Annotated in this window: 19 protein-coding genes, 1 pseudogene and 1 other annotated feature; of the genes and pseudogenes, 6 read left to right on the top strand and 14 right to left on the bottom strand. The window is 57.8% G+C overall.

The genetic code is table 11. The annotated features are described in order from the left end of the window. Positions 1-43: 43 nt before the first annotated feature. Together mog and tal are read right to left on the bottom strand one after the other, a co-directional pair. Positions 44-631, bottom strand: a complete 588-nt coding sequence (gene mog / locus RTM13_RS14105; RefSeq protein WP_312212608.1) for a molybdopterin adenylyltransferase — start codon at positions 629-631, stop codon at positions 44-46. Positions 632-739: 108 nt separating this feature from the next. Continuing rightward, a complete protein-coding gene (gene tal / locus RTM13_RS14100) occupies positions 740-1,693 on the bottom strand; it encodes a transaldolase (protein ID WP_103818494.1) in 954 nt (317 codons plus the stop codon). A 193-nt stretch (positions 1,694-1,886) separates the two neighbouring features. On the opposite strand from tal, the gene RTM13_RS14095 reads away from it, so the two are divergent. Both RTM13_RS14095 and yaaA read left to right on the top strand, forming a co-directional pair. Further along, positions 1,887-3,317, top strand: coding sequence for a sodium:alanine symporter family protein (locus tag RTM13_RS14095; protein ID WP_312212607.1), 1,431 nt, complete (start codon positions 1,887-1,889; stop codon positions 3,315-3,317). Positions 3,318-3,411: 94 nt separating this feature from the next. Beyond that, positions 3,412-4,185 (top strand): peroxide stress protein YaaA, encoded by a 774-nt coding sequence (gene yaaA, locus RTM13_RS14090; RefSeq protein ID WP_312212606.1) that lies wholly within the window; start codon positions 3,412-3,414, stop codon positions 4,183-4,185. A gap of 43 nt (positions 4,186-4,228) precedes the next feature. On the opposite strand, the gene RTM13_RS14085 is transcribed toward yaaA, so the two are convergent. The 7 genes and pseudogenes from RTM13_RS14085 to yjjY all read right to left on the bottom strand — a co-directional run bounded on the left by RTM13_RS14085 (position 4,229) and on the right by yjjY (position 11,022). Next, positions 4,229-4,525 carry a DUF2502 domain-containing protein gene (locus RTM13_RS14085; protein ID WP_312212605.1) on the bottom strand — a complete coding sequence of 99 codons (297 nt, stop codon included), beginning with the start codon at positions 4,523-4,525 and terminating at the stop codon, positions 4,229-4,231. Between the two features lie 224 nt (positions 4,526-4,749). Continuing rightward, positions 4,750-6,036 carry a threonine synthase gene (gene thrC, locus RTM13_RS14080; protein ID WP_312212604.1) on the bottom strand — a complete coding sequence of 429 codons (1,287 nt, stop codon included), beginning with the start codon at positions 6,034-6,036 and terminating at the stop codon, positions 4,750-4,752. 3 nt (positions 6,037-6,039) lie between these two features. After that, the gene (gene thrB / locus RTM13_RS14075) at positions 6,040-6,969 is read right to left on the bottom strand and encodes a homoserine kinase (protein ID WP_312212603.1); all 930 of its coding nucleotides are present in this window, start codon (positions 6,967-6,969) and stop codon (positions 6,040-6,042) included. 1 nt (position 6,970) lies between these two features. Continuing rightward, positions 6,971-9,433, bottom strand: a complete 2,463-nt coding sequence (gene thrA / locus RTM13_RS14070) for a bifunctional aspartate kinase/homoserine dehydrogenase I (protein WP_312212602.1) — start codon at positions 9,431-9,433, stop codon at positions 6,971-6,973. A gap of 24 nt (positions 9,434-9,457) precedes the next feature. Continuing rightward, positions 9,458-9,575: a sequence feature (Thr leader region), on the bottom strand. Then, the gene (gene thrL / locus RTM13_RS14065; RefSeq protein ID WP_103818806.1) at positions 9,514-9,582 is read right to left on the bottom strand and encodes a thr operon leader peptide; all 69 of its coding nucleotides are present in this window, start codon (positions 9,580-9,582) and stop codon (positions 9,514-9,516) included. Its footprint overlaps the feature before it by 62 nt. 198 nt (positions 9,583-9,780) lie before the next feature. Continuing rightward, positions 9,781-10,479 (bottom strand): tRNA/rRNA methyltransferase, encoded by a 699-nt coding sequence (locus RTM13_RS14060; protein WP_312212601.1) that lies wholly within the window; start codon positions 10,477-10,479, stop codon positions 9,781-9,783. A 400-nt stretch (positions 10,480-10,879) separates the two neighbouring features. Next, positions 10,880-11,022, bottom strand: a pseudogene (yjjY, locus tag RTM13_RS14055) (protein YjjY). A 95-nt stretch (positions 11,023-11,117) separates the two neighbouring features. Here yjjY and arcA point away from each other — a divergent pair. Continuing rightward, positions 11,118-11,834 (top strand): two-component system response regulator ArcA, encoded by a 717-nt coding sequence (arcA, locus tag RTM13_RS14050; RefSeq protein ID WP_312212600.1) that lies wholly within the window; start codon positions 11,118-11,120, stop codon positions 11,832-11,834. A gap of 56 nt (positions 11,835-11,890) precedes the next feature. On the opposite strand, the gene creA is transcribed toward arcA, so the two are convergent. After that, positions 11,891-12,361 carry a protein CreA gene (gene creA, locus RTM13_RS14045; protein WP_312212599.1) on the bottom strand — a complete coding sequence of 157 codons (471 nt, stop codon included), beginning with the start codon at positions 12,359-12,361 and terminating at the stop codon, positions 11,891-11,893. 209 nt (positions 12,362-12,570) lie between these two features. On the opposite strand from creA, the gene robA reads away from it, so the two are divergent. After that, positions 12,571-13,440: an MDR efflux pump AcrAB transcriptional activator RobA gene (gene robA / locus RTM13_RS14040; RefSeq protein ID WP_312212598.1), complete on the top strand. Its 870-nt coding sequence runs from the start codon at positions 12,571-12,573 to the stop codon at positions 13,438-13,440. Here the strand turns inward: robA and gpmB are convergent. Then, positions 13,437-14,084 carry a 2,3-diphosphoglycerate-dependent phosphoglycerate mutase GpmB gene (gene gpmB, locus RTM13_RS14035; RefSeq protein ID WP_312212597.1) on the bottom strand — a complete coding sequence of 216 codons (648 nt, stop codon included), beginning with the start codon at positions 14,082-14,084 and terminating at the stop codon, positions 13,437-13,439. The genes robA and gpmB overlap by 4 nt on opposite strands. 54 nt (positions 14,085-14,138) lie before the next feature. Between gpmB and yjjX the strand changes: the two genes are divergently transcribed. Beyond that, entirely contained in the window at positions 14,139-14,654 is a 516-nt protein-coding gene (yjjX, locus tag RTM13_RS14030; protein ID WP_312212596.1) for an inosine/xanthosine triphosphatase, read from the top strand. Here the strand turns inward: yjjX and trpR are convergent. Together trpR and sltY are read right to left on the bottom strand one after the other, a co-directional pair. Then, positions 14,651-14,974, bottom strand: a complete 324-nt coding sequence (trpR, locus tag RTM13_RS14025; protein ID WP_312212595.1) for a trp operon repressor — start codon at positions 14,972-14,974, stop codon at positions 14,651-14,653. The two genes, yjjX and trpR, sit on opposite strands and share 4 nt — an antisense overlap. 53 nt (positions 14,975-15,027) lie before the next feature. Further along, positions 15,028-16,962: a murein transglycosylase gene (gene sltY / locus RTM13_RS14020; RefSeq protein ID WP_409456046.1), complete on the bottom strand. Its 1,935-nt coding sequence runs from the start codon at positions 16,960-16,962 to the stop codon at positions 15,028-15,030. 208 nt (positions 16,963-17,170) lie between these two features. Between sltY and ettA the strand changes: the two genes are divergently transcribed. Next, a complete protein-coding gene (gene ettA / locus RTM13_RS14015) occupies positions 17,171-18,838 on the top strand; it encodes an energy-dependent translational throttle protein EttA (RefSeq protein ID WP_154058586.1) in 1,668 nt (555 codons plus the stop codon). A gap of 114 nt (positions 18,839-18,952) precedes the next feature. On the opposite strand, the gene nadR is transcribed toward ettA, so the two are convergent. Then, the gene (nadR, locus tag RTM13_RS14010) at positions 18,953-20,185 is read right to left on the bottom strand and encodes a multifunctional transcriptional regulator/nicotinamide-nucleotide adenylyltransferase/ribosylnicotinamide kinase NadR (protein ID WP_312212593.1); all 1,233 of its coding nucleotides are present in this window, start codon (positions 20,183-20,185) and stop codon (positions 18,953-18,955) included. Between the last annotated feature and the right edge of the window lie 35 nt (positions 20,186-20,220).

Genomic DNA, 20,220 nt, shown 5'->3' with positions numbered 1-20,220 from the left:
CTGGCTACCCTATTGCATGGCTTATGCCAGAAAAGCTCCTTATTCAGGAGATTGTTTCACGCCTCGCGCTTTTGGGCCGAAAAGCTGCTACCACGTCCTGATGAGTTTCCACATAAGGCCCTTCGAGTAACTGTAAACAATAAGGTACACTGGCAAAAATACCCGGTACAACTACCTTGCCATCACTCTCTTTGACCCCTTCCAGCGTCTCCTGAATCGACTTCGGCTGGCCGGGAAGGTTGAGGATCAGCGCCTGCTTACGGATCACCCCTACCTGGCGCGACAGGATTGCAGTGGGTACAAAGTGCAGGCTGATCTGTCGCATCTGCTCGCCAAAGCCCGGCATCTCGCGATCGGCTACCGCCAGCGTCGCGTCTGGCGTGACGTCCCGGCGCGCTGGCCCCGTGCCACCGGTGGTTAAAACCAGGTGGCAGCTCATCTCATCCACCAGCTCGCACAGCGTCTGCTCAATGATCGCCTGCTCGTCCGGAATAAGACGGGTTTCGATGATAAAGGGGGTCGCGAGGGCGGAGGCCAACCAGGCTTCAAGAGCAGGAATACCCTTGTCCTGATAGACGCCGCTGGAGGCGCGGTCGGAGACAGAGACTAAGCCGATGCGTAATGTATTCATAGCATTTCCGTTCAAACAATATCGATACGGGAATGATACACGCAGAGGGGAATAACAGACAGGATCGAAAAACAGGAGCGTGACCGGAGGCCCGGTCACGCAGAGGAGTTACAGCAGATCGCCGATCATTGTTTCCAGTTTACCCTGGTCAACGGCAAACTTGCGGATACCGTCCGCCAGCTTGTCTACTGCCATCGGATCCTGGTTGTGCTCCCACAGGAATTCGGCTTCGGTGATGCGCTCCGGACGCGCTTTCACTTCACCGCTGAAGGAGAGCTTACGCTCTACGGTACCTTCGCTCTCCGCCAGCTCTTTCAGCAGCGCAGGAGCGATGGTCAGACGGTCGCAGCCTGCCAGCTCAATGATCTCACCGACATTACGGAAGCTTGCGCCCATCACGACGGTCTCATAGCCGTGCTGCTTGTAGTATTCGTAGATTTCGGTAACGGAGACCACACCCGGATCTTCAGAGGCCGCGTACTCTTTCTTGTCGGTGTTGGACTTGTACCAGTCAAGGATACGGCCCACGAACGGCGAAATCAGGAACACGCCCGCTTCAGCACAGGCGCGCGCCTGGGCGAAGGAGAACAGCAGAGTCAGGTTACAGTTGATGCCCTCTTTCTCCAGCTGCTCAGCGGCACGAATGCCCTGCCAGGTAGAGGCCAGCTTGATCAGGATGCGATCGTTGCTGATGCCCGCGTCGTTGTAGAGCTTGATCAGACGCTTGGCTTTGGCAATGGAGCCTTCGGTGTCATAGGAGAGACGCGCATCTACTTCAGTAGAGATACGGCCCGGCACCAGCTTCAGGATCTCCAGACCGATGTTCACCGCCAGCTTGTCGGAGGCGTCAACGATCTGCTGCGCGCGATCGCTGCTCTGGCTTTTTGCCCAGGTCACGGCGTCGTCAATCAGCTTGCGGTATTCAGGGATCTGGGCTGCGTTAAGGATCAGAGAAGGGTTGGTTGTAGCATCCTGCGGCTGATACAGCTTCATTGCCGCGATGTCTCCGGTGTCGGCCACCACGGTGGTGAACTGACGCAGGGAGGTCAATTTATCCGTCATAATCGTGTTTCTCTTTAAACAGCTTGTTAGGGGGATGTAACCGGTCTTCCCTGATGATATCACGACGCACTGTCAGCGCAACCGCAGACAGTGCCCAAACCTGGAGTATGGTAGACTCGGTCAACGACGCGTTACGCCGCCACAAAATGGCAGCGTTTACACTGGCTTAGCGGCATGAACAAGAGGAATGTGAATGCCAGATTTTTTCCTGTTTATCAACGAAATACTGTGGGGTTCGGTGATGATCTACCTGCTTATGGGAGCAGGGATCTGGTTTACCGTACGCAGTGGATTCATTCAGTTCCGCTATCTGCGCCACGTCGGCAAGAGTCTGAAAAACAGCGTGACGCCCCAGCCTGGCGGGCTAACCTCTTTCCAGGCGCTCTGCACCAGCCTCGCTGCGCGCGTCGGCAGCGGCAACCTGGTGGGCGTGGCACTGGCGATCTCCGCCGGGGGGCCGGGCGCGGTCTTCTGGATGTGGATCTCCGCGCTGATCGGCATGGCCACCGCCTTTGCCGAGTGCGCGCTGGCGCAGCTCTATAAAGAGCGCGATGAAAATAACCAGTTTCGCGGCGGCCCCGCCTGGTACATTACCCGCGGCCTGGGCATGCGCTGGATGGGCATCGTGTTTGCCCTCTTCCTGCTGCTGGTCTACGGTCTCATTTTCAACACCGTCCAGTCCAACTCTGTAGCCCACGCCCTGCGCTACGCCTGGGGAATACCAGAGTTGCTCAGCGGCATACTTTTAGCTGTCACCACCCTACTGGCGATTATGCGCGGCATTCGCGGCGTTGCCCGCATGATGCAGTGGCTGGTTCCGGCTATGACGCTGGTATGGGTGCTCGCCAGCCTGCTGATCAGCGCCTGGCACGTTGAGCAGCTCCCCGGCATCGTCAACGCCATCTTCCGCTGTGCCTTCGGCTGGCACGAGGCGGCGGCAGGCGCGCTCGGCTACACCGTCAGCCAGGCGCTGACCAGCGGCTTTCAGCGCGGCATCCTGTCGAACGAGGCGGGCATGGGCACGACGCCTAATGCGGCGGCAGCAGCGGCCTCCTGGCCTCCGCATCCGGCTGCCCAGGGGATCGTCCAGATGATTGGCGTCTTTACCGATACTATTATCGTCTGTACCGCCAGCGCGCTTATCGTCCTGCTGGCCGACGAGGCGGCGGCGCACACTCCCCTCAACGGCATTGAGCTGGTGCAGCAGGCGATGGTCTCCCTGACTGGCAGCTGGGCCGCCGGGTTCGTTGCGGTGATTACCGCGCTGTTTGCCTTTACCACCATCGTGGTGAACTACATCTATGCCGAAAATAACCTGATTTTTCTGCGCCTGCACAGCAAACGCAACCTCTGGCTGCTGCGCGCCGGTACGCTGCTGATGGTGATGACCGGATCGCTGTTAAGCCTGCCGATGGTCTGGCAGCTGGCAGACGTGGTGATGGCGCTAATAGCGATTGTAAACCTCAGCGCCATTCTGCTGCTGTCCCCCGTGGTGCGGATTATCGCTAATGACTATCTGCGTCAGCGCAGGCTGGGGGTGCGGCCAGTGTTTAATCCCCAACGCTATCCGGAGATTCAACGCCAGCTGGCTCCAGGTGCGTGGGATAACCTGCCGGATCGTTAAGATGGCAATCACAACTATCGATCAACGCAGGCGCTTTTTTTGTTAAAGTCCGTTTTTTGCTAACGTCTGCGCACATTTTCCCTAAGGAGTGGACATGCTGATCCTAATCTCGCCGGCCAAGACGCTGGATTACCAAAGCCCGCTGGCCACTCAGCGCCATACGCAGCCGGTGCTGCTGGATCACGCCCAGCAGCTGATTGACGTTGCCCGTCAGCTCTCCGCGCCGCAAATCAAAACCCTGATGGGCATCAGCGATAAGCTGGCCGATCTTAACGCCACCCGTTTTCACGACTGGCAGCCAGACTTCACTCCCGACAATGCCCGTCAGGCTATCCTGGCTTTTAAGGGCGATGTCTATGCCGGTATGCAGGCCGAGACCTTCAGCGACGACGATTTTACCTTCGCGCAGCAGCACTTGCGGATGCTCTCAGGCCTCTACGGCGTGCTGCGCCCGCTCGATCTGATGCAGCCCTACCGTCTGGAGATGGGTATTCGCCTGCAAAACCCGAAAGGTAGCGATCTGTATCAGTTCTGGGGCGAGACCATTACCCAAACGCTCAACGAAGCGCTGGCGGCGCAGGGGGATAACATTATCGTTAACCTGGCGTCGGATGAGTACTTCCGGGCGGTGAAGCCGAAGCAGCTTGCTGGCGAGATCGTGAAACCGGTCTTCCTTGATGAGAAAAACGGTACCTTTAAGGTGATCAGTTTCTATGCCAAGAAAGCGCGTGGGCTGATGAGCCGCTACATTATTGAAAACCGCCTGACGACGCCGGAGCAGCTCAAGGCGTTTGATGTGGATGGCTACGTCTTTGATGAAGAAACGTCGAAAAAGAACGAGCTGGTCTTTAAGCGTAGCGAACGTTAAAAGCAGCGTCGCGAGCGCTAAGCGGCCTGCGACGCCGTCGTAATTAGTGGTGGTGACGGTCCGGACCATGGCCCAGATGGCGGCCATTATCGTGATGATTAAAGTCACGACGGTCCGGGCGGTGCGGCTGCCAGCGGTTTTCCCGCCACTCGTAGTGTTTTTTCCAGTAGCTGTGGTCACGCCAGTGGCCGCCGTCCCAGTAGTTGCCGCCTTTGTCGCGATCGCCAATCTGCAGTTTCACTGACGGTAGCAGGGTTAGCTCTGCCGCCTGGGCCGCCATTGGCGCTACGGCCAGCATAGAGAGAGCGAGGATCAGAGGTTTTAAAATGGGCTTCAACATGGGTAACTCCTTACTTCTTTTGTGGCCCGTTACGGGCTGATGTAAAGAGATTACGTAATCCGTTACCGAGTTGTTATTCTCTGCAATCCTAATCTGTAAGTTACCGCATTTATTGGGAATTCCTGCTTTTTCTCTGCAAGATTCCTGCACATTTTCTTCATATTTGGGCATAAAAAAAGCCGGGTGGCGCTCCGCTTACCCGGCCTACAAATTAGCGACTGCTATTACGCTTTTTGCATCATCAGCTCGCGCAGGGCAGCAAAATCAGCCGGCAGGCTGTGGGAGAGCAGCGGCAGATCCGCACGCTCCGCCAGCGCGGCGGGCAGATCCAGCGTATCGCCAAGGATTGCTTCGACGCTCTCTTTAAACTTCGCCGGATGTGCAGTACCGAGGAACAGGCCGTACTCGCCCGGATTCAGCTGGTCGCGCAGCGCACGGTAGGCCACTGCCGCGTGCGGCTCGGAGAGGTACCCCTTCTCTTTCAGCTCCAGCATGGTGGCTTTGGTCACCTCATCATCGATGGCGGCATAGCCCAGCTCGTTCAGACGCCAGATCTTGCGGCGGAACAGCTCCTCCACGCGTGGCCAGTTGTTCGGCTGGCTGACGTCCATGGCGTTGGAGAGGGTCGCCAGGGTCGCGTTCGGGCTCCACTCCCCCGCTTGCAGGAAGCGCGGCACGGTGTCGTTGGCGTTAGTAGCAGCAATAAAGCGCTTCACCGGCAGGCCCAGCGATTTTGCCAGCAGGCCAGCGGTGAGATCGCCAAAGTTACCGCTCGGTACGGAGATCACCAGCTGGTTACGTGCTTCCTGCGGCAGCTGCGCCACCGCCTCGAAGTAGTAGCAGATCTGCGCCAGCAGGCGGCTAATGTTGATCGAGTTTGCCGAGTTCAGCCCCAGCTTCTGCTTCAGCTCTTCATCATCAAAGGCTTTCTTGACCAGCGCCTGGCAGGCGTCAAAGTCACCGTCGATAGCGACCGTCTCGATATTGCCTCCCAGCGTGCAGAAGAGCTTCTCCTGCAGCGGGCTGATTTTGCCCTGCGGATAGAGGATCACTACGCGCACGTTTTTCAGGCCGTAGAAGGCATGAGCCACGGCCGCGCCGGTATCCCCGGAGGTGGCGGTGAGAATGGTTACTGGCTTATCGCCGCTGATGTGGGTCAGCATCTGCGCCATAAAGCGGCCGCCGAAGTCTTTAAACGCCAGCGTTGGGCCGTGGAACAGCTCCAGACAGCCGATATCATCTTCGACCTTGCTCACCGGCGCAGGGAAGGTAAAGGCCGTGCGCACGCGCTCTTCCAGCAGCTCCTGCGGGATCTCATCGCCAATGAAGGCCGCGAGGATCTTTGCGCTACGGCTGACGAAATCCTGCTCCAGCATCGCGTCGATTTCAGTCAGGTTGAACTCGGGCAGATCGTGAGGGAAGAAAAGCCCCTGCTGCTTACCCAGCCCCTGCGTAACCGCCTGGGCAAAGGAGACCTGCTCGTTGTGATCTTTAAGGTTGTAGAGTTTCATTAATTATCCCAGTACGCGTGCGCCCGCTGTATCCAGCCGGCAAATATGAACGAAGCCTTCCTGATTCTGCAGATAGTGTTTACCCAGCCAGTCTGCTACGCGCTGCGCGGTGTCCGGCTTATCACAGAGCGCGAACAGCGTCGGCCCCGATCCGGAGATACCGCTCGCCAGCGCGCCAATCTCTGCCACCGCCTGACGCGCCTCTTTAAAGCCCGGCAGCAGGCGGGCACGGTACGGCTCGGCAATCACGTCTTTCATCAGCTTCGCAGCCAGCTGCGGCTGACGAGAGTAGCAGGCGTGAATAAACCCGGCCAGGTGCCGGCCATGGGCGATGCAGTCCTGGCGGCGATACTGCGCGGGTAGAATCGCCCGCGCCTCGGCCGTGGAGACCTTGATCCCCGGATAGGCCAGCACCCACAGCCACTCATCAAAGCCTGGCACCTGCTGGCTGATAATGCCGTTCTCTTCGATCATCAGCTGCATGCCGCCGAGGAAACAGGGAGCCACGTTATCGTAATGAATGCTGCCGGAGATGCGTCCCTCCAGCTCGCCCATCAGCGCCAGCAGGCGCGTATCGTTGAGCGGCTTGCCGCAGTGCTCGTTCATCGCCACCAGCGCGGCGACCACAGAGCAGGCGCTGGAGCCTAACCCCGAGCCAATCGGCATATTTTTTTCCAGCGTCATGGCCACCGGAATGGTTTTATTCAGCTCCTGGCAGAAACGCTCCCAGCACTGGTAGACAATATTTTCCCGCGGCTCCGGGGGCAGCTTATCCGCAAAGCGCCCCACGTTATGCAGGCTAAAACGGTCGGCCGCCTCCACCGTGACGACGTCGCCCAGCAGGGAGCCATCCACCGGCGTTACCGCCGCCCCGAGCACGTCGAAGCCAACGCTCATATTGGCGCTGGAGGCCGGGGCATACACTTTCACCATGTTAAACTCCTAACTTCCATGAGAGGGTGCGCAGCAGATCGGCAAAAACGCCCGCCGCCGTCACATCGTTGCCCGCACCGTAACCGCGCAGCACCAGCGGCAGCGGTTGATAGTAGTGGCTGTAGAACGCCAGCGCGTTCTCACCGTTTTTCACTTTATAGAGCGGATCGTTGCCGTCTACCTCGGCAATTTTCACCCGGCAGACGCCATCCTCTTCGATATTGCCAACGTAGCGCAACACTTTACCCTCATCGCGCGCTTTCGCCACACGTGCGGCAAAGGCGTCGTCGAGCTGCGGCAGGCGGGCCATAAAGCTGCTTACGTCGCCGCTGTCGTCAAAGCTTGCTGGCAGCACCGGCTCGATAACGATATCGGTCAGCTCCAGCTCGCGGCCCGTCTCACGGGCAAGGATCAGCAGCTTGCGCGCCACGTCCATGCCGGAGAGATCGTCTCGTGGATCCGGCTCGGTATAGCCCAGATCCCGTGCAATGCCGGTCGCCTCCGAGAGGCTCATCCCTTCGTCCAGCTTACCGAAAATAAAGGAGAGTGACCCGGACAGGATCCCGGAGAATCGCTGTAATTCATCCCCGGCGTTAAGCAGGTTTTGCAGGTTTTCAATGACCGGCAGCCCTGCTCCAACGTTAGTGTCGTAGAGGAATTTGCGACGCGACCCGGCGGCGGCGTGACGCAGCTGGTGGTAGTAATCCATCGATGAGGTGTTGGCTTTCTTGTTCGGCGTGACTACATGGAAGCCTTCACGCAGGAAGTCGGCATACTGATCGGCCACCGCCTGGTTGGAGGTACAGTCAACGATCACCGGGTTGAGCAGATGATACTCTTTTACCAGGCGGATCAGACGTCCCAGGTTGAACGGCTCTTTCGCTTCTGCCAGCTCCGCCTGCCAGTTCTCAAGGTTCAGGCCATGCACGTTGGTCAGCAGCGCCTTTGAGTTTGCCACGCCGCAGACCCGCAGATCGATATGCTTGCCCTTCAGCCAGCTCTGCTGACGCTTGAGCTGATCCAGCAGCGCGCCGCCGACGCCGCCGACGCCAATCACGAATACCTCAATCACCTGGTCGGTATTAAACAGCATCTGATGGGTAACACGCACGCCGGTGGTGGCGTCATCGTTGCTGACCACCACCGAGATTGAGCGCTCGGAGGAGCCCTGGGCAATCGCCACGATGTTGATATTGGCGCGGGCCAGCGCGGCAAAGAATTTCGCCGAAATACCACGCAGGGTGCGCATACCGTCGCCGACGACGGAGATAATTGCCAGCCGCTCCATCACCGCCAGCGGCTCCAGCAGTCCCTCTTTCAGCTCGAGATAGAACTCATCTCCCAGCGCCCGGCGCGCACGGGCGCAGTCGGCCTGCGGGACGCAGAAGCTGATGCTGTATTCAGATGAGGATTGGGTAATCAACACCACCGAGATCCCGGCGCGCGACATGGCGGCAAACACCCGCGCCGCCATTCCGACCATCCCTTTCATGCCGGGGCCGGAGACGCTAAACATCGCCATGTTATTGAGGTTAGAGATGCCCTTAACCGGCAAACCGTCATCGTCAGAGGTGGCACCAATCAGCGTACCGGGTGCCTGCGGGTTACCGGTATTTTTAATCAAACAGGGGATCTGGAACTGAGCGATAGGGGTAATGGTGCGTGGATGCAGCACCTTCGCGCCGAAGTAGGAGAGCTCCATCGCCTCCTGGTAGGACATCGACTTCAGCAGCCGGGCATCGGGTACCTGGCGCGGATCGCAGGTGTAGACGCCGTCAACGTCGGTCCAGATCTCACAGCAGTCGGCGCGCAGGCAGGCGGCGAGCACGGCGGCAGAGTAGTCAGAGCCGTTACGCCCCAGCACTACCAGCTCACCCTTCTCATTACCGGCGGTGAAGCCCGCCATCAGGATCATATGGTCTGCGGGGATCTGGCTGGCGGCGATGCGGCGGATAGACTCAGCGATATCAACGGTGGATTCAAGGTAATGGCCCACGGCGAGCAGTTTTTCCACCGGGTCGATAACCGAGACCTTGTGCCCTCGGGCCTCCAGCAGCCCGGCCATAATGGCGATGGAGAGTTTTTCTCCCCGGCAGATGATGGCGGCGTTGATGCTGTCCGGACACTGGCCCAGCAGGCTGATGCCGTGCAGAACGTGTTTGATCTGCGCGAACTCCTGCTCAACCAACTGCTTCAGCCGGACAAGGGGGAAACCGGGCTGGGCGTCGGCCAGGCCTGCAAGCAGGTCGGCAAAAATGTGCTCCGCGTCGCTGATGTTGGGTACGGCATCCTGGCCACCGATGGTCTTCTCAATCATCGCCACCAGATGGTTGGTAATTTTGGCCGGGGCAGACAGCACGGTCGCAACCTGCCCCTGCCTGGCATTGCTCTCCAGAATTTCGGCAACACGCAGAAAACGTTCTGCATTTGCCACTGACGTACCGCCGAACTTCAACACTCGCATGGTATTACCCCTTGATTTTTGGTCGAAAAAAAAGCCCGCACTGTTCAGGTGCGGGCTTTTTTCTGTGTTTCCTGTACGCGTCAGCCCGCACCGTTACCTGTGGTAATGGTGGTGGTGGTAATAATTGTCAGCGTGCTGATGCGATTCATGGATGTTGTGTGCTCTGTAATTTTTATCTGTCTGTCTTGTATAGCTATACGGTTAAAGTATATCCCTGCCTGAGTCAATGAATTTTTGCTTTTTGCCCTTTTCATCACCCGCGCAGGTCGCGCTACGTTGGCCGTACTTTCCTCCGCACTCTTGCCAGCAGAAAAAGCGATATCAGCCTCTTCCGCCATAACAATAAGCTATGGCAGCGTTTTATTCTGTGAGTTTTTTTCGATATCGTGTAGCAAACGGTGCAGCATTGCCGTATCTCGCTGCTCAAACAGACCCAGCCGCTGATCCAGCCAGTCAGCAAGTTTGACGTCATCCGCTACCTCCAGCTTGTCCAGCAGCGACCGCGCCCGCAGACGCAGCGCCTTAAGCTGCGCTTCGCCATGGGCTACTGCCGGCTCGTGGCGCTGTTGCATTAACGACGCTAACTGATAGCAGTAAACCATCACCGCCTGGCCGAGATTCAGCGACGGATAGTCGGCCACCATAGGCACACCGGTAAGGATATCGGCGAGGGCCAGCTCATCGTTAGTTAAGCCTGAATCTTCCCGACCAAACACCAGCGCAGCATGGCTCATCCACTGGCTCTTCTCTTCAAGCAGCGGCACCAGTTCGGCTGGCGTGGCGTAGTAGTGAAATTTTGCCCGGCTGCGGGCGGTGGTGGCAATCGTAAAATCGACGTCGGCCAGGGCAGCGGCAAGAGTAGGATAAACCGCTGCGTTATCAATTATATCGCCAGAGCCGTGAGCAACCCAGCGCGCGCTCTCTTGCCGGTGCGCCTCGCTGTCCACAATGCGTAGATCGCTAAACCCCATGGTCTTCATGGCCCGGGCCGCCGCGCCGACGTTCTCAGGCCTGGCGGGTGAAACTAGTACTATTGATACACGCATGGGTTACTCTCTGGTGTGCCCCGTGACGGGGTAAAAAGACAATCGACATCAAGTTATTACGCATCACAAATTTACAAAAACGTAACAGAAATCACTGAATTTGTGTCAGGTAAAGCTTAAAAATTACTACACTGTTTACTGGGTTAATTAGCTGACAGTATGTTAACAGAACAGGATTATCCCTATGTTTAATCATGATAATCTGCATGAAGAGGGCGATCCGGTGGTGGATTCAGCAAATTTATTAATTAGCATCTGTAACTACCTGTTTATTGAAAAGTTGTTATAAAAGCTAGTAATAAGATGCGATGATTTCATCAAACTGTTAACGTGCTACAATTGAACTTGATATATGTCAACGAACCGTAGTTTTATTGGGTGTCCGGAGCGTCTTAACCTGTTATGTTGCTGTTAAAATGGGTAGGATGACAACCGTTTTTGACACTGTCGGGTCCAGAGGGAGTATGTACCCACGACCAAGCTAATGATGTTGTTGACGTTGATGGAAAGTGCATCAAGAACGCCATTACGTACTTTAGTCATGTTACGCCGTTCATGTTAATTTGCGACATGCATCAGGCAGGTCAGGGACTTTTGTACTTCCTGTTTCGATTTAGTTGGCAATTTAGGTAGCAAACATGCAGACCCCGCACATTCTTATTGTTGAAGACGAGTTAGTTACTCGCAACACGCTGAAGAGCATTTTCGAAGCAGAAGGATACGATGTCTTTGAAGCGACTGATGGCGCTGAAATGCATCAGATTCTTTCTGATAACGATATCAACCTGGTGATCATGGATATCAACCTGCCGGGCAAAAATGGCCTGCTGCTGGCGCGTGAACTGCGCGAACAGGCAGACGTCGCCCTGATGTTCCTGACAGGCCGTGATAACGAAGTCGATAAGATCCTCGGCCTCGAGATTGGCGCGGACGATTACATCACCAAACCGTTTAACCCACGCGAGCTGACCATCCGCGCACGCAACCTGCTCTCCCGCACCATGAATCTGGGCACGGTGAGTGAAGAGCGCCGCAGCGTCGACAGCTACAAATTTAACGGCTGGGAGCTGGATATCAACAGCCGCTCGCTGGTCAGCCCGAATGGTGAACAGTACAAACTGCCGCGCAGCGAGTTTCGCGCCATGCTGCACTTCTGCGAAAATCCGGGCAAGATCCAGACCCGTGCCGATCTGCTGAAGAAGATGACCGGCCGCGAGCTGAAGCCGCATGACCGTACCGTTGACGTGACCATCCGTCGTATTCGTAAGCACTTCGAATCCACGCCGGATACGCCAGAGATCATCGCCACCATTCACGGCGAAGGCTACCGCTTCTGCGGCGATCTGCAGGAGTAAGGCTTAGTCACTGTAATGCCGGGCGGCACTGCGTTTGCCCGGCCTACGGTCACACATTAATGCCACGGCATAATCGGCACGGCGCTTAATGCGTTTTTCGGCGAACCTTCGACTACCTTATCGGAGTACGCAAGGTAGGCCAGCGTGTTGCGTTTTGCGTCGTAGAAGCGCACTACCTGTAGCTTCTTAAAGACCAGCGAGGTGCGTTTCTGGAACACCACGTCTCCCTGGGCCTTCCCGCTTTTCACCTTCTCACTCAGCTCAATCGGCCCTACCTGCTGACAGGAGATAGCTGCATCAGAGGTATCCTCGGCCAGCCCTAACCCGCCCTTAATACCGCCCGTTTTTGCCCGGCTGATATAGCATGTCACATTTTTCACATCGGGATCGTCAAAGGCTTCAACCACGATTTTGTGATCCGGTCCGAAGACTTTAAAGACGGTATCAACCGACCCAATCTCTTCAGCCTGTGCGGCCTGGCCAGCGAGGCCCAGCGCGAAGATTACTGCTAAGCACTTGTATTTCATATTGTTACCATCTTTGAATATTACGTTGTGTTACTATTTTGCCTGCCAAAATAAACGGTTAGGATTCAGGCAATTAAAATTTTTTGCGTGTTAATGGCCTAAAGCGCACGCTTACTCAAAAAAAACACTGAATGCTAAAATAGCAGGGAATGATATTATTCGCACAGCCCTGCTACCGGGTACGACTGTTTTAAGGATGAGGACACTGTATGGATCAGGCTGGGATTATTCGCGATCTACTCAACTGGCTGGAGGATCATCTTGATCAACCGCTGGCTCTGAATAATGTGGCGATCAAAGCAGGTTATTCCAAGTGGCATCTGCAAAGAATGTTTAAGGACGTCACTGGCCTGGCCATTGGGGCCTATATCCGCGCGCGGCGACTCTCGAAATCCGCCGTAGCGCTGCGCCTGACCGCCCGCCCGATCCTCGATATTGCGCTCCAGTATCGTTTCGATTCACAGCAAACCTTTACCCGTGCGTTTAAGAAACAGTTTGGCCTGACGCCCGCGCTCTATCGCCGCTCCCCTGACTGGAGCGCGACGGGCATCCGTCCCCCGCTGCGTCTGGGCGAGTTCGCTCTGCCAAAACATGAGTTTATTACCCTGCCTGAAACGCCACTGATGGGGATCACCCAGAGCTACAGCTGCTCGCTGGAAGAGATTTCCGCCTTCCGGCATGAGATGCGGATCCAGTTCTGGCGTGAGTTTTTAGGCAACTCGCCTACCCTGCCCGCTGAGCTGTACGGCCTGCACGAGCCGCGCCCCAGCCTGGAGAAGGATGATGAGCAGGAGGTGTTCTACACCACCGCCGTTACGCCGGATATGGCTAACGGCCACCTACAGGGTGCCTTTCCGCTGGTATTGCAGAGCGGAGAGTACGTCATGTTTACCTACGAGGGTCCGGGCACCGAGCTGCAGCAGTTTATCTTAACCATTTACGGCACCTGTATGCCGATGCTCAACCTGACCCGGCGCAAGGGGCTGGATATCGAGCGTTTCTTCCCGCGTGACGAAGCCAGGAACCAGACGCCGCCGATGTATATCCGCTGCGAATATCTGGTCCCTGTGCGTCGTTAACGCTGCAGTTCGTCCAGCGCGGGGGCATCAAGATGCGATACGTCCCCCGCCGTCTCTACCACCCAGCCTGAGGCCAGCCACGGGCTTTGCTGATAGTCGATACGCGAGATAGAGCAGTTGCGCAGGCGTAGACGACGCTCCGCCCAGGCCGGCAGGCCGAGGATGGTGCTCACCAGACAGCCCAGCGCCATACCGTGGCTGACCAGCAGCGGACGGCTACCCTCCGGCAGTTCGAGGCAGGTGGCCAGCGCATTGTGCATACGCTCGCTCAGCTCCTGCATCGACTCTCCATCGGGGATCCGGCCATCAGAGGTGCCATTGACCAGCTGGCGACGCCACTGCTCCTCCTCCTCGGTCAGCGACTCAATGGGGCGCTGCTCCAGTACGCCCATATCCAGCTCGCGCAGGCGGGCATCCAGCGTAATCTCACACCCGCAGTAGTCGGCAATAATCTCCGCCGTGCGCTGCGTGCGGCCCAGATCGCTGGCGATAACGTGGGTGATCCCCAGCGCTTTCGCGCGTTCGGCCACCTGTCGCGCCTGCTGCTCCCCTTTGGCCGTCAACGGACTGTCTGACTGCCCCTGAATACGACGCTCGGCGTTCCACTGCGTTTCACCGTGGCGAACAAGGTATACCTGTAACATGCTTTTTATCCGTTATACTGCGATGACAATTTTTTTATCTGAGTTGTTTAGATTATGCACCATGTTGTCTCAGCTACCACTAATCCCGCCAAAATTAAGGCGATTCTGCACGCGTTTAGCGAGATTTTCGGCGAAGGATCCTGCCATATCGAGTCCGTGGCCGTCGAGAGCGGCGTGCCAGAACAGCCGCTTGGCAGTGCAGAAACGCGGGCTGGCGCACGTAATCGCGCGATCAACGCTCGTCAGGCGCGTCCCGATGCCGACTTCTGGGTGGCCATCGAGGCGGGGATAGATGAGGACAGCACCTTTAGCTGGGTGGTGATTGAGAGCCGGGAGCAGCGCGGCGAAGCGCGTTCCGCCACCCTGCCGCTGCCGGCGGCGATACTTAGCCGGGTACGCGCCGGGGAGGCGCTCGGGCCGGTGATGTCAGAGGTGACCGGCATCAATGAGATCGGACGTAAAGAGGGGGCTATCGGCATCTTCACCCATGGCGTGCTGACGCGAAGCAGCGTCTACCATCAGGCAGTGATCCTGGCCCTCAGCCCGTTTCACCACCCGGCCTACCGCTAGCCCTTCAGCAGCACCTTCTCCAGCCACAGGCGCAGCTCCGGCGGGGCGGCCTTCAGGCTGTTAGAGCCGCGGGTAATGGTAGCGATGCCGGTGCCCAGCTCGTTTTTAAGCTCCCGCTGGCTCATTTCACCGCGTAGAAGCTCTTCAATAATGCGTACCCGCGTGCCCAGCGCTTCGCGCTCGTCGGGGGTGAGCATCAGGTTAAGCAGCGGCAGGTGCAGATCCTGATCGTAGGCGTGCTGAAGCAGGTCGACGAAGCGCAACCACTCCTGATGACGCTGTTCGGCTACTTCTGCTGAATAAGGTGATTGCTGGGTCATGTTAGGCTGCCATACTCGTTGACGAGTACAACAGCATAACACAAACCGCCGGATCAGTAACGACGGCCCCACTCCGTGGCGGTCAGCAGCGTCGGTTTCCCGCCGAGGAAGTAACGGTAGTAGGCATCATAGGCTAGCACGTTCTTCACGTAGCCCCGCGTCTCCGAGAAGGGAATACTCTCGACAAAGGCGACCGCGTCGATGCGTCCGGCGCTGTTACCCAGCCACGTCCGTACCCGTCCCGGCCCGGCGTTATAGGCCGCTGACGCAAAGATGCGGTTGTTACCAAACTGGTTAAAGACGTACTGCAGATAGCTGGTACCAATATCAATATTGGTTTGCGGATCCAGCAGCTGGGAAGGATCGCTGTAGCCCGGAATATTGAACATCTGCACCGTATGCGTTGCCGTGCCCGGCATCACCTGCATCAGGCCGCTCGCCCCTACCGGTGAGCGCACCTTCGGGTTCCAGGCGCTCTCCTGGCGGGCAATCGCCATCGCGTAGCTCTGGGGAATATCTTTGCCGCTGGTGTAGCGTTCAAAGAGATCGTGCCAGGCCAGCGGGAAGCGCTCCTGGAGCTGATCCCACAGCTTGCCGGCGATAGTCGCCTGCACGCTCAGATCCCACCACTGGCGATCGAAGGCGTAGCGCGCCAGCTGCCCTTGCTCCTGCGGCGTGCGGCTGGACACCAGATTGGCCCACTCGCTGCGCGCGGTATTGTCGAGGCCCCAGTACATCAGCTCGCGTACCCGCGCCATCTCTGCACCCTGCACCAGCTGGGGATCCGGCTCGCCCGACACTTTGTCGATCTTGAGCTGGTACTCCTCGCCGAGGCGCTGCGCCGCCACCATCGGATAGAATCCGCGCTGCTTCATGAGATTGCGCAGAATAGTATTGGCCTCTTCCTCGCGCCCGCGCTCCAGCAGCAGATCCGCCTGCCAGTAGCGCCACTCGTCTTTCTCTTTAGCGTCCATCGGCAGGCGGGCCAGCCAGGTATTGAGGCCCTGGCGATCGCCTGCGCCCAAGGCGAGCCGCACCCGGCGCTCCACCAGCGTCGTTGACTGAGAGCGCATGATAGCGTCGTCACGCCAGCGCGCCTGCTCCTCGGTAATGTCGTTGCCCATCAGCCGCCAGGCGACAATATCCCGCAGCGCCTGAGTCTGATCCTCATTGAGCTGTTGCGCCGAGGCCAGCGATGGGATCATCAGACGGGCGTTCTCCACGTCCTGGCGGGCAACGCTCTCAAACGCCTCCTGGGCCATCTGCCGGGTAAAGTCGGTCGCGCCAGTGGTGCGGGCAAAGGTCAGAACGCTGTTGGGATCGTTTGCCAGGGCGATGACGGCGCTGGAGATGGTCTGGTACTCGCTGGGCATCTGGTTCGCCAGCACGGTAACAAGGCGGGTATTGCCCGCCTTCATCGCCAGCCGGATGCGTTCAAGGAAGGCCAGCGGATCCTGTGTGCCGGAGGCGCGCCAGGCGCCAAACAGCCGGTCACAGGCGTTGGGCTGGCTCTTGCCGGTCAGCCAGAGCGTCTTTGCGCCTTCCCACGCCGCATCGGGCTGGGCGGTGTTCCATTTGGCATAGTAGTAGTTGCACTGCGCTTCCGTCGTTCCCGGTTTATCCGGGCTGAAGGCCAGCAGACCGCGCCAGTCTTCCCGGCGTGCCAGCTCGTTAACAAAGCGCGACTTCAGATTGCGGGCGGGCGGCAGCGTCGGGTTGGCCTGTATAAAGTTGGTCACCGCAACCGCCGGCTGGTTCATCAGGTCGTCGTTGATCTGGCGGTACTCCAGATAGGGGTAGAGAGGATAGTCCTTCAGCCCCGGCATCAGCTGCGCCACAACGTCCATCTGCTTGTTATCCCACGCCTGCTTGATTTGTGCATAGCGGTTTCGCTGCTCATCGAGCGAGTCAGCGCGTGCCAGGCCGCTCACCGTCAGCATGCAGCAGCCGACGGCCAGCAGTCGCCAGGCGACAGGTTTTGCATTCACAGGCACTTTCTCCATATAAATAAGTTTGTTGGCGCATAACCCATTCATGCTAACCAGGCATTTCGCAATCCGCCACGCGCTGGACACTTTTTTACTTTTGAGTCTGATTTAACACTCGTGACGCAGCTGGCTGGGATTGCACCCCAAAAACGGCTACACTCGGCAGCTGAGTACCATTCACATTACGATAAAAGAGGCGAAGTCCAACGTGGCTCAATTCGTTTATACCATGCATCGTGTCGGCAAAGTGGTTCCGCCGAAACGTCATATTCTGAAAAATATCTCGCTGAGCTTCTTCCCGGGCGCAAAAATTGGCGTCCTCGGTCTCAACGGTGCGGGTAAGTCCACCCTGCTGCGCATTATGGCCGGCATCGATACCGACATCGAAGGTGAAGCCCGCCCACAGCCAGGCCTGAAAATCGGCTACCTGCCGCAGGAGCCGAAGCTGAACCCAGAGCACACCGTGCGCGAATCCATTGAAGAAGCCGTGGCCGAGGTGGTGAACGCCCTGAAAGGCCTCGACGAGGTATACGCCAAGTACGCTGAGCCGGACGCTGACTTTGATAAGCTCGCGGCCCAGCAGGGCAAGTTTGAAGAGATCATCCAGGCCCACGACGGCCACAATCTGAACGTGCAGCTGGAGCGCGCCGCTGACGCCCTGCGCCTGCCGGACTGGGATGCCAAAGTGGATAAGCTCTCCGGGGGTGAACGCCGCCGCGTGGCGCTGTGCCGCCTGCTGCTGGAAAAACCAGACATGCTGCTGCTCGACGAACCTACCAACCACCTGGACGCCGAGTCCGTGGCCTGGCTGGAGCGCTTCCTGCACGACTTCGAAGGGACCGTGGTGGCGATCACCCACGACCGTTACTTCCTCGATAACGTTGCCGGCTGGATCCTTGAGCTTGACCGTGGCGAAGGCATTCCGTGGGAGGGTAACTACTCCTCCTGGCTGGAGCAGAAAGATCAGCGCCTGGCCCAGGAAGCCTCTCAGGAAGCGGCGCGCCGTAAATCCATTGAGAAAGAGCTGGAGTGGGTGCGTCAGGGTGCCAAAGGCCGTCAGTCTAAAGGCAAAGCCCGTCTGGCCCGCTTTGAAGAGCTGAACAACACCGAATACCAGAAGCGTAACGAAACCAACGAACTGTTTATTCCGCCTGGCGCACGTCTGGGGGATAAAGTCGTTGAGGTGAGCAACCTGCGTAAATCCTACGGCGACCGTGTGCTGATCGACGATCTGAGCTTCTCGGTACCGAAAGGGGCGATTGTTGGCATCATCGGTCCGAACGGCGCGGGTAAATCCACCCTGTTCCGCATGATGTCCGGTCAGGAACAGCCTGACAGCGGCACCATCACCCTGGGTGAAACCGTGAAGCTGGCCTCCGTGGATCAGTTCCGTGACGCGATGGACAACAGCAAAACCGTGTGGGAAGAGGTTTCCGGCGGGCTGGATATCATGAAGATCGGCAACACCGAGATGCCAAGCCGCGCCTACGTGGGCCGCTTTAACTTTAAAGGCGTCGATCAGGGCAAACGCGTAGGCGAGCTGTCCGGTGGTGAACGTGGCCGTCTGCACCTGGCGAAGCTGCTGCAGGTTGGCGGTAACGTGCTGCTGCTCGATGAACCGACCAACGACCTGGATATCGAAACCCTGCGGGCGCTGGAAAACGCCATGCTGGAGTTCCCGGGCTGTGCGATGGTCATCTCGCACGACCGTTGGTTCCTCGACCGTATCGCGACCCACATTCTGGACTACCAGGACGAGGGTAAAGTCGAGTTCTTTGAAGGTAACTTCACCGAGTACGAAGAGTATAAGAAACGCACCCTCGGCGCAGACGCGCTGGAGCCGAAGCGTATCAAGTACAAACGTATCTCTAAGTAAGCACCTTGATGCCGGGTGGCGCTTGCGCTTACCCGGCCTACGGTTTTGCACGGTTTGTAGGCCGGGTAAGGCGAAGCCGCCACCCGGCAATGCGAGCGTCAACTGCGAGCAGCTTTACCCCTGCTCGCCCATCATCTCTTTCACCAGCTCCACGCAGCGCAGGAAGCGCCCGTCATAGTCTGACTCTTCGACGTGGATAAAGTCGATCCCGTTGTCATTAAGCATAGAGACCAGCATGGTCTGGAAGGTTTTGCGATCCACCGAGCTACCAAGGCTGCGCAGGCCGTCAGCAACCCACGGGGTGTTATTCTCCAGCAGGATCACCAGGTCGAAGCGGTATTCGTCAATCATCGCCTGTACAAACGGGTGCTCGCGTCCCTCATACTTTTTGCAGAAGGCCTGAGTGGTGACGAAATCGGTATCGATAAAGGCCACCTTGTTGGCGTACTTCACCGCAAAGTCGATGTACTGCGCCTGGCCGAGGGCGATTTTGTCGTAGTCGGAGTACTGAAGCGCCATCTCATCGCCGCCAAGATGGGAGAAGACATAGTCACGCCCGTACTCCCAGGCGCTGGTGGTATTGAAGATATTGGCGAGCTTATTCACTAGCGTCGACTTGCCGCTCGACTCGCCGCCGAGGATCGCTACCGTTCGCACGAAGAAGGGCTTCACCTCGGTGGGGATATACTCCCAGTAGCGGAACGGGTTGGCGCGGATCTGCCCGCCGCTGATGTTCATAAAGGTACGTTTCGGATCGATCAGCACCGTCTCGATGTCGAGATGCTTCTCATACTGCTTGGCATCGGCCTCTTCGGAGGTGTAGATCCAGTTGGGCTGGATCCCCTTCTCATCCATAAAGGCTTTGATGCCTTTGCTCCAGACGTCCCAGCCGTGCGGATACGGCTCCATCCCCTCCTCGTTGAAGGCGTGGATGCGGATATTCTTCTGGTACTTAAAGGTCTGTAACAGCCAACGCAGGCGATCGGGCACCGTGGGCTGCTGGGACATGGCGCTCTCTTCAAACAGGGCGCGATCGCGCGTCTCGTCGTAGCCCATAATCACATGCAGCTCGTCCACCTGGCTGCAGGCGCGCTGCAGCAGGTAGATGTGGCCGGTGTGCAGCGGGTAAAATTTGCCAAACACTACGCCGATGTTTTTTTGCAGCCGGGGAAACTCCAGTCCGAGGAAGCGGTGCAGCGCTTCGAGCTTCTGCGCGCTGGGGCTTTTGATCTTGGCGTTAAGCAGCTGGCTCAGGTAGCCCTTGGTCATACCGCTCGCCTCCGCCACCTGCTGTAGCGTACAGCCCTTCTGGCGGATGGCGGTTTTCAGATAGTCAAATGACGACATAAATTACGGTGCCTCCTGCAAAATCGTAGTGGTAA

The organism is Pseudescherichia sp. (assembly GCF_031979925.1).
In the GTDB taxonomy this organism is placed as follows: Bacteria; Pseudomonadota; Gammaproteobacteria; order Enterobacterales; family Enterobacteriaceae; genus Pseudescherichia.
This window is presented reverse-complemented; position numbering and strand designations above follow the sequence as displayed.